Consider the following 14,579-nt stretch of genomic DNA (forward strand, 5'->3'; position numbering starts at 1 on the left):
CTTCACTTTAATATCATTATCTTTTTGGAAATTTCCACTGCAGCGACCTTCCTCATCCCGAATTTCTCTGTTCCCTCCTTATCACTCACCAGAAGGAATGGTAATCGGTGTTGATGTACATAATGGGATTCCAAAATTAGGAGAACCATCGGCATTCCAAATGAATTTTTGAATCCGGGTACTTCGTCGCTGGCTTCCTCCTTCTGATTCGGAGATAGCATGATAAACAATCCAATCTTCTGTACCATCAGGGGATTGTGTAAAACTGTTATGGCCAGGAGCGAATACCTTATTTTCGATACTTTTCTTAAACACAGGCTCTGTAGATTTAAACCAAATCTGGGGATTCATGACATCCTCATTCTCTGAGATTGTTAACATACCTAAACTATAATCATCTGACCAAGTGGTACTTGCAGAATAGATTAGAAACAACTTACTATTTCTCTTTAACATTACCGGTCCCTCATTAATCGCCATTCCCCCTTGCTTCTCCCAATCATACTCAGGTTTTGACAATAATATATTCGGACCAGTAATTGTCCACGGATTTTCCATCTCGGCTATATAGAGAGCTGATCCATACTCAGGAAAGTTCCCATATCCAGCATAAACAAAATAAAGTCGACCTTTATGTTCAAAAATCGTTCCATCTAAACCAGGGTACTCTGTATTTACATACCCCCTCTCTACCCAATCCCCGTTAAACGGATCTTCCGCGGAATTCTCTAACACAAAAATCTTCCTTGATTGATCATCACCTATTCCGTCATTCGCTGTGACATATATATACCATATCCCATTTATCCGATGAATTTCTGGAGCCCAAATATTAGCACAATTGATTCCTTCACTCGGAGCAGTCCAAATCGTTTTACAACTCCCTTTTGCTATCCCACTTAATGTAGGTGACTTCCATAAATCAAGTCTTGTCCTTTTCGTTACCATAAAATAGTAAGTATTATTATCTTTATACACCCAAGGATCTGCCCCTGGTTCTAGAATTGGGTTATAAAAAGTTAATTTGCTCATCGTTTCCTCCTCTAACCTTTTTTTATGATGAAACCGGCCGAAAAGTAAGGGTTTTCATTTTTTCTTCCTATTAACAGCTATAATCAGAGAAGGAGCAAACTCTGCTTCTCCGTTATATCCCCCCTTTATATAGAATCCCGTTTCACCGAAAATATATAATCTTTATCCTATTAATCTCCTAAACGAATATTTATAGTTTCATTAATCCCCGAATTCCATACATATCCCTACTCTCTCTTTTACTTATCTAATCTATTTATTCTCTACAATTCTTTCTTTTCCTTTAAAATTACCAAAGAGTATGAATAGGCTGCACTTTTTTTAGATCACATAGATTATTATATGTTTAGCCGCTCTATCTTTTCGCCTTACGATGGAATGTACCCTCTAAATTTCTTTTTAGTCATCAACCAATTATTTCATTTTTTATTCAACTATTCCCATATGGGAAAACCTCTTATCATATTGTATAATAGATTTTTATCCTATTATGAGAAGCAAGAAAAAGATTTCCATATAGAATCAATAAAAAACGGTGAAAGTTCCTTTACCATCCAAATCAAAAGACATTTTAGACAATATAAATTTCCAGTTAGAAAATCCAGCCAAAATCAAGTATGATATCAACATGTGATAGTAGAAAAGGGGTTAAAAAATGAGCGTATTAAACGTAAAAAATTTAAGTCACGGTTTCGGGGATCGTGCAATATTTAATGATGTGTCTTTTCGGCTTTTAAAAGGAGAACACGTTGGACTAGTTGGGGCAAATGGTGAAGGTAAATCTACTTTCATGAATATTGTTACTGGAAAGCTACAGCCTGATGAAGGGAAAATTGAGTGGTCACGAAAAGTCCGTGTTGGTTATTTAGATCAGCATGCAGTCCTTCAAAAAGGGACGACGATGCGTGAAGCGCTAAGCACTGCTTTTCAATATCTTTTTGATGCGGAAACAGAGATTAATGAGCTTTATGCAAAAATGGGTGATGAAGGTGCTGATATTGATGCATTACTTGCAGAAGTGGGAGAGCTGCAGGAAACGCTAGATAGTAATGATTTCTACCAAATTAATGCGAAAGTCGAGGAAGTTGCTCGTGGTCTAGGATTAGACGATGTCGGACTAGATCGTGATGTAGCTGATCTTAGCGGTGGACAACGCACGAAGGTTTTGCTGGCTAAGCTATTACTAGAAAAGCCTGAAATTCTATTACTAGATGAGCCTACAAACTACTTGGATGAACAGCATATCGAATGGTTGAAACGCTACTTACAGGAATATGAGAATGCATTTATCTTGATTTCCCATGACATTCCTTTCTTGAACAGTGTTGTTAACTTGATTTACCACATGGAAAACCAAGAATTGAATCGCTATGCTGGCGACTATGATAACTTCTTAAAAATATATGAAATGAAAAAGCAGCAGCTAGAGTCTGCTTACAAGCGTCAACAACAAGAAATCGCTAATTTGAAAGATTTCGTTGCTCGTAACAAAGCAAGTGTTGCGACTCGTAATATGGCCATGTCTCGTCAAAAGAAGCTCGACAAAATGGACATTATTGAATTAGGGAAGGAAAAACCAAAACCTGAGTTTAAATTCAAAGAAGCTCGCGCAGCCAGTCGTTGGATTTTCGAGACGGAGGATCTTGTTATTGGTTATAATGAACCACTTTCTCGCCCTCTTAATCTAAAAATGGAACGGGGACAAAAAATTGCCTTCGTTGGGGCAAACGGTATTGGTAAGTCTACGCTTTTAAAAAGTATTCTCGGCTTGATTAATCCTCTTTCGGGTAAAGTAGAGCGCGGTGATTATCAACATATTGGTTACTTTGAGCAAGAAGTGAAAGAATCCAACTACAACACTTGTATCGAAGAAATCTGGAGCGAATTCCCAAGTATGAATCAAGCAGAAGTCCGTGCTGCTCTTGCAAAATGTGGATTAACAACGAAGCATATTGAAAGTAAAATTGAAGTCCTTTCTGGTGGAGAAAAAGCCAAGGTTCGCTTGTGCAAGATTTTAAACACAGAAACGAATTTATTAATACTAGACGAACCTACCAATCACTTAGATGTAGATGCAAAAGAAGAATTGAAGCGTGCTTTAAAGGAATATCGCGGAAGCATCTTAATGGTATCCCACGAACCTGATTTCTATCGTGAAATTGCGACAGATATTTGGAATTGTGAAGATTGGACAACGAAAGTATTTTAAATAAAATTGAGGGGTACTCAAATGAATAGAATCCAATTGGGTACCCCTTAATCTTTATATCCCAGCTATATACATCAATGTTTTATCTTACAGGTTTCCTTTCCTCATTACTTTCAGATTACTCCGGTAAAATACAAATAATATAAAGATGAGAAGCAACAGACAGATGCTAATTAAAATGCCTATTAATAAAGCCATCGATAGCTCTGTAGAATTTTCCGCTCCTACACTGTCCACTCTGTAGTGAACATTCTCTTCATCATCTGTAAATAACTGAAGCTCCTCTGCTTTCCTAGTAATGCTACTGCCTGTTTCCACCTTTTGTGTAAAAAGCTGTCCTTTCCATTTGTCATGGTCATTTGCTTTGCTTCCATCAAAAGAAATAGCACGTTTTTCTGCAGTTAAACCATCTGTCTTAGATGATTGGCTCGATTCTTTTAGAAAATCTGTATTCTTTTGATTACGACCGCTTTCGTATTCATTAGGCTGTAATCTATCAATCATAGAATCTGCCCTTGCCGTTTGCTCGGTCAGCCAACTGAAGATAGCCATGATTACAATTAAGATTAGACTAAGAAAGATATGTTTACTATATCGATTCATTTCTCGAATCATCCTCTATTTCATTGCTTTTCCATCTTTCTATAAGAATTTGTACTCCTATCAGTATCAGTAACCCAATCAATAGAATGATAGCTGCCGGAGCAAATAACGATTGCGTTCCATATTGAATAGACATATAAACTTTGGACATCGGATCATCATAACTGAAATTCGGTGTTGTTAAAGCTAATAGCGGTGTTACATATAAAATAATTAATCCGACTGTAAGGAATAAACCAAGAAGTTTTTGTGCTGCAAAACTGACTGCAATTATGCTAGAACTCACCAATAATAAAAGGATAGTAAATACAGTCCATTGCATCGTACTGGCTTGAGAGAGTTCATAGATATTTAATCCATATAAACTAATCACAAAGCCGACAATCAAATTAAGTAAAAGAAAGACGGTTCCACGGAACCACAATGGAATACGTTTAAAGTAATAGGTTGTATACCCAATTAGTAAGCTGCTAATTAAAACAATAAACATAATAACCACAGGCGGAATATTTTTTTCCTGTTTTACTTCACTTGCACCAGCTGTTAATTGTAGTGGACTAGATAAGAAATTATAAACGTCACCTTTAGAGCGTCCTTCAATAAATGCATTTTGCAGAACACTAAAGACATCATCCTTTATTTTTCTTGTTGAATCTACATTTACAGCCCATTTATTATTTAAGGCATCTGCATCTGTCTGTACAAACGAAACTTCATCATGCAGTTCATTCGTATGGTCAATAACAGTCTGCTGGTGCTTTCCTGCGTCTTTTATGGAAGAATGAATAGCATTCACTTGCTCGATGATCTGTGAATGTACCGTTACCAGTTGAGTTCCCTTTGCCGATCCTGGTTCATGTGTCGTAGTTTGTTCCCCTTGCTGTATTTGCTGAAGTAATGCTTCCCCTTCTGTTTTAATCTCGGATAAATTCTGAGTTAATTCTGTGTGATGTGTGTCAAGGCTTTCCTTTGATTTAGCCAAGAATACAACAAATTGGTCTTGAAGTGCTGTTAAGCCATCTCCAATTGTCGGTATTTCTGCTTCCACATTTGTCCAGTCAGTTGTTTCCGCATCTGTTAATTGAAAAATCCTTGTAAGTTCTGTAAGGAATTGTTCGTTTTTCATTACTTCGCTCTTTGCTTTGTTCTCAGAAAGCATATTGTTCAACGTCGTTTCATATTGATCTAGATAAGCATAGTAATAGAGCAAATCCATAATATCTCCAGTAAGAAATTCCTTATGGAACCAAGTTTCAAGGATAAGTCTTCTATCCCCGGACAGTGCTGGTGATGCTAAAATTGCCTCTTCTTTCTCTTCTATTCTAGCTATAATAGAATTCATATTGTTTGTAAGAAGTGTCAGCTGTTCTCGCAATTCATCATTTACTTCTATGAGAGATTCTATATATTCTTTCAGCAATCTGTTCTCTTCGGTAAGAGAATTTTTATTTTCTGTAAGCTCTTTGATCGTATTTGCCAGCGTTTCATTGTCAGTGAGAAGTGCAGCAATTTTTTCTTTTAATTGCTGAATAATTTGATTGTTACCCTCGTCACTCGTTTTAAGTGATTGCTTCACATCCTGCAAGTTTTTTTGAATGTCCTTTAATTGTATTTCAAACTGACTCTTACTTTCATCAGGAATTTGTTGATCTGCCTGTATATATTCATGAAGTTTTTTCAATAATTCTTCCATTTGTGCTAACTGCTCTTCTGCAGACAAACTTTTCGTTTCCCTGTTTGCTCCATTATCAGTATTTGAATTTCCCTTTGTATGTTGCGTACTTTTTAATACAAACTCTTCTCCTGTTTGGTCGTCCGTATCCTTATCTTCATCAGATGTCGGCAAATTAGGAGATTCTGGATTTTCTGGCGGTGCTTCTGGTAACAAGCTACCTTCCCCTTCTGCTAATTTTTCTTTGGTTTTCACTATCTTTTCTTGAAAAGAATTCAAGGATTCTGTATCAATTAATTGCTTGTAATAATCTAGCATTCTGCTCTGATAGTCAAGAATTGCTTCCCTTTGTTTATCCAAAGCCAGTAATCTATTTTCTTTTAGTAATGTTAATAGCCGTTTACTATTGTCTAGCTTTTCATAAACGGAATTAACGTTGCTCATTAATTGTTGGTTATTCTCAGACAGAAAAAGTGACTGTTCCGCAAAATAAGGAGATGAAGCTTCTGTCGCTGACTGTACTGTAGAAAGAGCAGTAGTCTGCAAGTCTGTCAATTTTTGTTTTTGTTGTTGCTGATACTCTTCATATGCCTTGATATAGTCAACTAAACTGCTTAAATCCTCAGAAAATGACTTCATAGATTGATTCTGACTATCACTTTGCGTGCCAATTTGTTCTATAGATGACTTCATGGACTTTAATACGCCCTCTTGTTCTAAAATCTCATCAGCAAGATTCTTGGAACTTGGTTTATAGAAAGCTAGCATAGTCTGCTGAAAGTCTATTTCCTTTTGCAAAATTTCTTCAAATTCAGAGCGTACCATTTCCATATCTTTCGCTACATAATTCCAATATAAGGAACTGATACGTTCATTTGCCCGCTTTGTAGCCCTTTCTATCTCCAAATTTACTTTTTCAGTATTTACTGCATTTAACTGACTTTGAACATTATATTTAAATGTCACTTTACTCGGATTCTCTTCTTCATATGCCATCACTTGTTCAGAGAAATTAGATGGAATATAGATGACAGCATCATATTTCTTATTCCTTAATCCATTCTCTCCAGCGCTTCTAGAAACAACAGTCCACTGAAAAGAAGACTCGTTGGAGAGAATGGAAGAGACATCTCCCCCTAAAAGTCTATGTTCTCCAGCAATATCAACACCAGCATCTTCATTCACAATTGCAATTGTTTTGGTTGTATTTGGCTTCTCCAAAAATGGATGATCTCCAATCAGCTGAAAAAATAATACTGGAACACCAATTATAACAACCAGGGCAATAACCATCTTCCACAATTTCACTTTTCCCATCAAGAATATACCTTCCTCTCCATAAGCACTAAAGGAATTTGAATTTTTCTCTCAAGCCCATTTTTTACATAATATCCATAGCCAGGCTGGATTTCTGGTTCCTTACGCTCATATGACAAAGTGTACAAGGATTGTTCCGATTTCTTCATTAGCAACAATGCCTGCCTAATTTGCTTTATTTCTAAAGTTAACGGATCATAGCCTTTTGTTAATTCATTAGTACTGCCTGAAACTACAATCTGAAACCCTAAGTGACTATAATTTTTCATTAGTCTCACAATCATCTCCTGCATTCTATTGTCTATTTCCTGAAGTAATCTTCCATATCCATCTACAACAAACAACAAAGGAGTAAAGATCGGAAGTGCCTTTCCTTCTAAAATCGCCTTATCATATTGACGATTTCTTTCTAAAAGCATGGCTTCAGTAGATTCTAGCCATTTAGCAACAGTACCTCGATCTGTTAGATATTGAACCCGGTCATCTTCCGCTAAATAAGCTAACCCGCGATTGATAGAATCCCATATTCCAATTCCTTCCATACCTTGTTGGATGGCATGGTTTATAAGTAGCTTAATAACATTTGTCTTTCCTTTTTGTGCTTGGCCTAAAATCATGAAATGATTCATAGCATGAAAATCAACAAATACAGGCTGGACAGATTCTTCGTCTAAACCAATAGGTAAGAGACCGACTGAAGTTTCTTCCTTTATATATTCCTTAAAGCTAATGTTAGTTAACTCTTTTGGAAGCATTGGAACCCTTTGAGGAGTTCGACAGGATTCATATTTCTCTCGTAGATTTTGAATGGATGCCTTGAGTTCCGTTAGCTGGTCGAAATCATTATCACCAATGCAAGACAGTAAAATCTGCGTAAAATATGTGCCTTCTTTTTTTATAATAGCCCTGCCTGGAATAGGCTCGGGTTCATAAGGAATTCTTCCCAAAATAGAATAAGCTTCTGTATGGTCCATTAAGTAATGCACTATTTTCGTCTTTAAATTATTCATCAAAGATGGTCTAATGGAACTTACACGAGTAGCGCCAAAGAACATATATATTCCTAATGATTGACCATCCCGAGCGAATTGATTTATCTGTGCTTCTAAATCAGCCATTTCGTCTTTGACAATATCGTAATTATCAATCACGATAAACCACACTGGAAGCGTCTCATCATTTAGCTGATTATACATAGAGATAGAACTTACTTCTGTTTGCTGAAAAAGCTGTTTTCTTAGATTTATCTCATTCTGCAAAATAGCCATAAATTTATTGATTTTTTGCTGTTCATCCATTAAGAATAATTCACCGACATGAGGAAGTTGCTTAAGAGGCATTAATCCACCATTGCCAAAATCCATTAAATAAAAATGGACCTCTTCTGGAGAATAATTTTCTGCAATTCCCATAAGAAGAGTAATTAAGCTCTGCGTTTTTCCATAGCCAGATGTGCCAAAGACTCCAACATTTCCGTCTTCTAGCAAAGTATAGGGATAGATCGATTGACTTTGCGCTTCGGGATCATCTATCATAGCCAGATTAATTTTTCTGTAGTTCTCATCAGGCTGATAATCTGGACGATATATTCTTGGAGATAAAGGCGGAAGCCATGGACTTGATAGTTTTGTTAGCTGAAGCTCCTTTTGTAGCTCTTCTATTTTTCCCACGATAACATCAATCTCACTGCTTGCTTGCACTTTCGTTTTTTCCTGTACGGATAACTCTGATAAAGGAATTAACCCTAGATCCGATACAATTGCAATTTCATCTTCCATTTGTGAAGTATCTTCTTGATAATTCGCACCGCTCCATGCAGATTGGAATAATTCATACACCTCATTATTGCCGACTTGCAGATAGCCCCTACCAGTAATAGTAAGAGAGGCTGCATCACTGTTCTTTAAAATCTCCCTGCTGTCTTCTGCATTTTGAACCTTAAGGGCAATGCGGAAACGAGCGTTACTCCAGATTTGAGAATCAATTACTCCACCTGGCTTCTGTGTTGCCAATATTAGATGAACCCCTAAACTTCTCCCTATTCGAGCAGCACTTACCAGTTCTTTAATGAAATCAGGCTCCTCGCTCTTTAATTCAGCAAATTCATCAGAAATAAGAAATAAATGCGGCAGCGGCTCCTCAATTTCTCCCCTTTTATACATGCTTGTATAGTCATTAATGTGATTGACTTCGTATTTATCGAACAAACGCTGTCTTCGTTTAAGTTCACTTTTAATAGAAGCAAGAGCACGATTACTAAAGTTTCTGCTGCCTTCAATATTGGTAATAGTACCTAACAAATGTGGCATATTTCGAAATGGCTGTGCCATCCCTCCACCTTTATAGTCAATGAGTAAAAATGCTACTTCATGTGGATGATAATGAACTGCAAGTGATAAAATATATGTTTGCAAAAGTTCACTTTTCCCCGACCCAGTTGTACCTGCCAACAATCCGTGTGGTCCATGAGCTTTTTCATGGAGATTTAAATAGACAATATCAGACTTACCTTTCAGTCCGATTGGAGCGGCCAATGTTTTAGCAGACTCATTTGTGAGCCAATTTTCTTTAATTGGAATTTCATCAACATCTTTTGCCTTAAGCATCTCCATAAACGAAACCGTTTCTGGTATAGAATTAGTAACCCCCACCTGATGATTAAGTGTTTTAAGCATGCGGGCATACTCTTCATTACCATTTAAAGCATGATTATCCAAATTAAAAGGAATCTGCACTGCGGCTTTATTTTGGATTAATATATCGCCCTGTCTTCCGTTCACATATCGAATCAATGTATGAATATTATTTGAGAAACTTTCTTTTGCTTCACCTGCAAAGATAGCAGATATGCCCAGATGACTGTAAGAGCCTTCTAAATATTCTAGAATTACATGTTCAGCTAGGAGTTCCTGATTCGTAACAATAAAGACAAAATGGGGAGCAAAACGAGTTTTTTCATCTGTTTCATCCACATCTCTTTCCCTGATCAATTCATAAATAGATGACAATAGCTGATCCCTCGTTTGTTCATTATAAATAAACCCTTTAGCAAAAGATTGAGGAATTTGAAAATGAGGCAGCCATTTCATCCATTCCCAATACTTATATTCCTCCTCATGAAAAATAAAAAGAAATCGTACATCATGATAACTATGAAAAAATGCAAGCTGCCCAATGATTTGGTGCAATTCTCCCTTTAATACGGACATCTTACCAATAAGACCAATGGATCCTTTCGATAAATCGGCAGTAATTGGAAGATTTTTCACATGCTGATAGGTCTTCTGCAGATGCTTTGACCTTTCAAGCAATTCATCCATCTCCCGATTAGATAAATCAGCAGAGTTTACACTTATTTGATAACTTGCAGGAACATCCCCTGTCCCCAGTCGAAATTGTAAAAAGTCTTTACTATCTATACTTCGCTCCCAGATTCGGTCAGAAATCTGTTCCGTCAAATATTTCATTCTTTCAAAAGAAGGAAAATGAAACTCCAGTACTTGTCGCTGCTTTGAAGCTAAGGATTCAAGCTCCCTTCTTTTTTCTTCCAGATAATTAGAATAGACTCTTTTTCTTCGTTCTTCTTGCTCTTTTCTGGATGTCTTTTCTTTAAAATACTGAATCGTGGAAGTAATAATAGTCATAGAGAACATCACAATGGAAATAAGAATAAAAATTCCTCTTGGTATTAATAAAGCAACAAGTCCCATCACGATCATCATCACTAAAGGTGGAAGAATGATTAGCCATAGACTTCTTTTAGATTGCATCGATTCTTGACCTGGAAAGGATAACTGCACTTTCTCCTTAGGTAATTCATACAGCATTCTAGGTGTCCTCCGATAATTCGGATAGCGTTTCATCATCTCTGATTGAGGAAGGGAAATCTCTTTTAGAGATGACTCAAATTCATAGAAGCTCTCTATTTGAATTACATCCTGATCCATCAATGTAACATATATGCCATTCCAGAAGAGTATATCGCCAACCTCTAGCTTTTGTTTGTCTAAAACCAAATGACCATTTAGATAAACTGTAGAATCTCTAGAAATAATTTCCCAATACTTCTGATTTTTTATTAAAGAAAGCCCTTTTGCGCCATGTTGCATATGCGCTTTTTTTATGTAAATAGATTTTTTTTCGAAATGGCATTCTTCATCCTTTGAAACTGGTTCTACCATACATACTACTTCAGACTGATTTCCAATATAGTAAGTTTTTTCGAGCTTCTTCCTGCTTGTCATAAACAGCGTAAGGCTTTGACTTTCCAGGCTTAGTTGATAAAACTTCTCTGTCCCCATCACAGTTTCAGTCGAACCTATCCTATATATCGCCCTGTCATCTTCCCCCACTTTTACAAGTATGGAAGAAGGGAAAGATGGAAGAGTAATATTGTCTCCAAATTCTGGACCAATGGTAATACTGCTATTTTTTGTTAATTTAATAGAATAATAGGTTTGTTCATGGAAAACAAACAGCGTATACATTACATCACCTCACAATTGTTGCTATTATTATTTTTATATTTTCTTCTTTATTTAGGATTCTGGCCTTGATCTTTTGTTGTCTGATCTTTTTTCAGAAGAGTATCCTTTTGAGAAGATTCTTCTTTCATGTCTTGCTCATATTTATTTAGCTCATTTTCAATTTTATCGATTTGTTGCTGACGCTCTTCACTGGTGAGCGAATCATCTCTCTGAACATGGGCCTGATACTCTAGCAAAGCATACATGATAAGACTGCGATCTTCTAGCAAGCGAGCATTCTCCAAGGCAGCTTCAGCGTCCCCTCTTCCAATATTAATCCAGTATTCATAATAATTAGAATCAGATTGAAGAGTAACTGTATTTTTTACAATATCCCTTTGTTTATCGGATAAGTCCGCACTATATATATAGGCTGTTGCTAATTCATATTGCGCAACAGTCGGCAAACTATCAATATCATATGATTCGAGACTAGTGATTACATCACTGTAAGCATCCGCTAAAAAGTGTTGTTGGGCATCCATTATATGATTATGTTTTGGCTGGAGAAAAAACAGGGTATAGATAGAGTAAATAATTGCTGGTACTAATAAAATACTAGTTGCCCAAATGGCATATTTCATCTGCTTCCACTTATTTTTCGGAAGTTCGACCAACTGTTCATATTCCTTTTTTTCCTGTAAAAAAGCTTGATCAAGAACAGCTTGCAGATCATCATAATTATTTGCTTTCATAATCGCAACTGCTGCTTCACTTAATTTCAATGTTTCATAATAGGCAATATATTGTTCAAAGGAATATTGATTATCAATCAATGCTGCTGTCATTGCTTTCAGCTGCAGCCATTCTTCCTCCCTATTATCTTCATATGGAGGAATACTTTCTTTTACTCCATAATGGAGGAAATAAGGCGCCAAACCTTGATCGACAGCAATATTTTCTGGACATATAAATAAATGAAGACGGGATAAGGAGTGATTGCGGACCTTTTCAAGCAATTGATGAGCAATTATGTATTGTTCCTTTTTTTTCAAAGAGAAGATTCCTTGATTATAAATAAAAGACTTAGGCAATTGAACCTCTATCTGTAATAAATCCTCATGTTTATTAAGAGTTCTCTTAACTTGACTATCTATATCTTCTAGAAAAGCTGCTTCCAGCAAATGATTCAGCTTAATTTTCTCAATTTGAAAATTAAATATAATTCGCTGGTCTTCCTTCTGGATAACAGCATCCAGCTTTTTTTCCATATATGATACATGTTCATTTGACATACTTGCTGTCTCCTTTATAATATTTGAATCTTGTCACCTGTCATTATTCCGATATCTGCTAACCGCTTTTCTCCAGAAAAAACTCTCTTTTTATTCATTACCTTTATCCAATATCCATTTCTTGGTGTATCTAGCCTGTTAGTTGTCTTCCAGGCAATATCCACTAACTTCTTCACTGTATGATAATCAGAGAGTCGAAGTTCTAAATATTCTCCATTATATTTAGAAAGATCTACCGTTACTTCAATGTACATGTCATCACCTCTTAAAAGAAAAGAGCGCCTCCATTTACAGAAAAGCGCTCTTAATAAACCATATTCAATCTTTCAATCTTATCCTCGAATCTGATTTGCAATTTGAGCGTCTGCATCTTCCAATGCTTTTGCTGTACTTTTTAATTGAGAAGAAATTTCTTCAAGCAACTGCTGCATATCTACAAAGGATGGTCTTAACGATTGATATTGTTCGCTAAACGCTCTGCTTGACTGACCTTCCCACATAGTTTCTAATTCTTGAATCATGTTGTCTAAGCGAGAAATTTGATCTCCCACTTGACTTCCTTCACTAGAATAGCGATCGGCCATACCTACTAATTCTTCTGGTGTAACGCGAATGATCCCTGACATATTATCTCTCCTTTTGTTTTTTATATATAACACACAATGAATGACATTATGCAGTTACCACAATTAAATAATCTTTTAAATTATATTCATTTTATAAACTAACTATTATAATCTACTAATGGCATGAAATTAATTTTTCTGGTAGTCAATTTCATATTTACTTGCCAACTTTTTCATCTCTTCATGATAGCTATTAATTAGTTCAATGTATTCTTGTCCTTTTTTGTTTGACTCTTCAATAAGTCCTTTATCCTTCTTTTCTAGTGCCTTTTTCTCTAGTATTAAAGCTTCATAGTAAGTGCTAGTCGCTTCTTTGATTTTTGATTTCATTGGCTCTAGCTCTTCAGTAGACACTTGAAGGTCCCTCGCTTCATTAACAGCTTTTTCATAAGTAGGAATGACCTTACTTGTCAGCACCTCATATAATTCCTTATCGGAATTATAATTATCGCCAGAAACGGTCGCTAATTGCTGATTCGCTTCTGTTTCATATGCTATTATTTTTTGGATGTCATTGTTAATAAAATCCACGATTTCCCCTTGTTTGTCTTTGTAAGAAATTTCTTCTTTATTGACATTTCCTTTTGTCTCTTGCTTTTCTGAAGTAGATGAATCATTGCTACAGCCAACAAGCATCAATACTACAGTGATTATGCTGTATAATAGTTTGGTCAAGATGCGATACCTCTTCTCTATTCTATGATTCTATCAATGTAGGATCATTTTTTATAAACGCATTCCGGCGTTTTAGATACTTCTTCTTTTGCACCAATTTAATAATGGTCATCATCAACAGCCCGACAATAATTCCTGATAATGCATAAAGCTTTACGATAAAAAGCAAAATAATATAAACAAAGAAAATAACTAAAAATAGCGAATAGATTACTAGGAGCAGAGTATTAAAGACCTGAAGCTGAGCTATTCTGCCTTTTTCCTTTGCATTTGTTCCTGAATCTTTCTTCAAATTAGCTAAATAATGAAATTCAGACCATATAATATGATATGGTTCCCCAAAAAAGCTAACTATCTTTTTCATCACTTTTCATCCCTTAGATGAAAGGAATTTAACTTTTCTCTCATTAATTTTTCTCCCTCTGATTCCAATCCTTTAAAGATGACTTGTTTGATTTGCTCATGATTGAAAAAAACATTTGTTTCATCAGAGATATGTCCTTGTGGATAAGGACATGCCACATATTGCCAAATTTTGTTTTTCTCTGCTTGTTGCTGCATTCTCCCATAAATCATCAAAGGCTGTGAAAATATATCGAGCAATACAATTGTTCCAATCGGCAATAATTCGGTTCCTTTATCAATGATTAATGAGTTGACCTCTTGCGACATTGTACTTTCTCC

General features: G+C 35.9%; 11 protein-coding genes. 1 reads left to right on the forward strand and 10 read right to left on the reverse strand.

Going from position 1 to position 14,579, the window contains the following annotated elements; all coding sequences use genetic code 11:
* Positions 1 to 81: 81 nt before the first annotated feature.
* Positions 82 to 1,032 (reverse strand): glycoside hydrolase family 43 protein, encoded by a 951-nt coding sequence (locus NST77_RS25580; protein WP_341123906.1) that lies wholly within the window; start codon positions 1,030 to 1,032, stop codon positions 82 to 84.
* Positions 1,033 to 1,687: 655 nt separating this feature from the next.
* Here NST77_RS25580 and NST77_RS25585 point away from each other — a divergent pair.
* The gene (locus tag NST77_RS25585; RefSeq protein WP_047941682.1) at positions 1,688 to 3,241 is read left to right on the forward strand and encodes an ABC-F family ATP-binding cassette domain-containing protein; all 1,554 of its coding nucleotides are present in this window, start codon (positions 1,688 to 1,690) and stop codon (positions 3,239 to 3,241) included.
* A gap of 87 nt (positions 3,242 to 3,328) precedes the next feature.
* On the opposite strand, the gene essA is transcribed toward NST77_RS25585, so the two are convergent.
* The 9 genes from essA to NST77_RS25630 all read right to left on the reverse strand — a co-directional run bounded on the left by essA (position 3,329) and on the right by NST77_RS25630 (position 14,567).
* On the reverse strand, positions 3,329 to 3,844 hold the full coding sequence (gene essA / locus NST77_RS25590; RefSeq protein ID WP_164463960.1) for a type VII secretion protein EssA: 516 nt from the start codon (positions 3,842 to 3,844) through the stop codon (positions 3,329 to 3,331).
* On the reverse strand, positions 3,831 to 6,833 hold the full coding sequence (gene esaA / locus NST77_RS25595) for a type VII secretion protein EsaA (RefSeq protein WP_123258911.1): 3,003 nt from the start codon (positions 6,831 to 6,833) through the stop codon (positions 3,831 to 3,833). Before esaA ends, essA begins: the two co-directional genes overlap by 14 nt.
* Positions 6,833 to 11,320 carry a type VII secretion protein EssC gene (essC, locus tag NST77_RS25600; RefSeq protein WP_341123907.1) on the reverse strand — a complete coding sequence of 1,496 codons (4,488 nt, stop codon included), beginning with the start codon at positions 11,318 to 11,320 and terminating at the stop codon, positions 6,833 to 6,835. Before essC ends, esaA begins: the two co-directional genes overlap by 1 nt.
* Before the next feature lie 47 nt (positions 11,321 to 11,367).
* Positions 11,368 to 12,594, reverse strand: a complete 1,227-nt coding sequence (gene essB / locus NST77_RS25605; protein WP_095330798.1) for a type VII secretion protein EssB — start codon at positions 12,592 to 12,594, stop codon at positions 11,368 to 11,370.
* Positions 12,595 to 12,608: 14 nt separating this feature from the next.
* On the reverse strand, positions 12,609 to 12,848 hold the full coding sequence (locus tag NST77_RS25610; protein ID WP_095330797.1) for an EsaB/YukD family protein: 240 nt from the start codon (positions 12,846 to 12,848) through the stop codon (positions 12,609 to 12,611).
* 78 nt (positions 12,849 to 12,926) lie between these two features.
* On the reverse strand, positions 12,927 to 13,220 hold the full coding sequence (locus NST77_RS25615; RefSeq protein ID WP_095330795.1) for a WXG100 family type VII secretion target: 294 nt from the start codon (positions 13,218 to 13,220) through the stop codon (positions 12,927 to 12,929).
* A 129-nt stretch (positions 13,221 to 13,349) separates the two neighbouring features.
* On the reverse strand, positions 13,350 to 13,895 hold the full coding sequence (locus tag NST77_RS25620) for a hypothetical protein (protein WP_095330794.1): 546 nt from the start codon (positions 13,893 to 13,895) through the stop codon (positions 13,350 to 13,352).
* Between the two features lie 22 nt (positions 13,896 to 13,917).
* The gene (locus tag NST77_RS25625) at positions 13,918 to 14,259 is read right to left on the reverse strand and encodes a hypothetical protein (RefSeq protein ID WP_095330792.1); all 342 of its coding nucleotides are present in this window, start codon (positions 14,257 to 14,259) and stop codon (positions 13,918 to 13,920) included.
* Positions 14,259 to 14,567, reverse strand: a complete 309-nt coding sequence (locus NST77_RS25630) for a DUF4176 domain-containing protein (protein ID WP_095330791.1) — start codon at positions 14,565 to 14,567, stop codon at positions 14,259 to 14,261. The genes NST77_RS25625 and NST77_RS25630 overlap by 1 nt, the downstream gene beginning before the upstream one ends.
* Between the last annotated feature and the right edge of the window lie 12 nt (positions 14,568 to 14,579).

The sequence above is a fragment of the Niallia sp. FSL W8-0177 genome, from assembly GCF_038006285.1.
In the GTDB taxonomy this organism is placed as follows: Bacteria; Bacillota; Bacilli; order Bacillales; family Cytobacillaceae; genus Niallia; species Niallia circulans_A.

What these genes read in the sequence shown, in the direction of transcription:
- NST77_RS25585 (WP_047941682.1), top strand. Translation starts at nt 1,688, where the DNA reads ATGAGCGTATTAAACGTAAAAAATTTAAGTCACGGTTTCGGGGATCGT.
- NST77_RS25615 (WP_095330795.1), bottom strand. Translation starts at nt 13,220, where the DNA reads ATGTCAGGGATCATTCGCGTTACACCAGAAGAATTAGTAGGTATGGCC.
- essA (WP_164463960.1), bottom strand. Translation starts at nt 3,844, where the DNA reads ATGAATCGATATAGTAAACATATCTTTCTTAGTCTAATCTTAATTGTA.
- NST77_RS25580 (WP_341123906.1), bottom strand. Translation starts at nt 1,032, where the DNA reads ATGAGCAAATTAACTTTTTATAACCCAATTCTAGAACCAGGGGCAGAT.
- essC (WP_341123907.1), bottom strand. Translation starts at nt 11,320, where the DNA reads ATGTATACGCTGTTTGTTTTCCATGAACAAACCTATTATTCTATTAAA.
- essB (WP_095330798.1), bottom strand. Translation starts at nt 12,594, where the DNA reads ATGTCAAATGAACATGTATCATATATGGAAAAAAAGCTGGATGCTGTT.
- NST77_RS25630 (WP_095330791.1), bottom strand. Translation starts at nt 14,567, where the DNA reads ATGTCGCAAGAGGTCAACTCATTAATCATTGATAAAGGAACCGAATTA.
- NST77_RS25610 (WP_095330797.1), bottom strand. Translation starts at nt 12,848, where the DNA reads ATGTACATTGAAGTAACGGTAGATCTTTCTAAATATAATGGAGAATAT.
- esaA (WP_123258911.1), bottom strand. Translation starts at nt 6,833, where the DNA reads ATGGGAAAAGTGAAATTGTGGAAGATGGTTATTGCCCTGGTTGTTATA.
- NST77_RS25625 (WP_095330792.1), bottom strand. Translation starts at nt 14,259, where the DNA reads ATGAAAAAGATAGTTAGCTTTTTTGGGGAACCATATCATATTATATGG.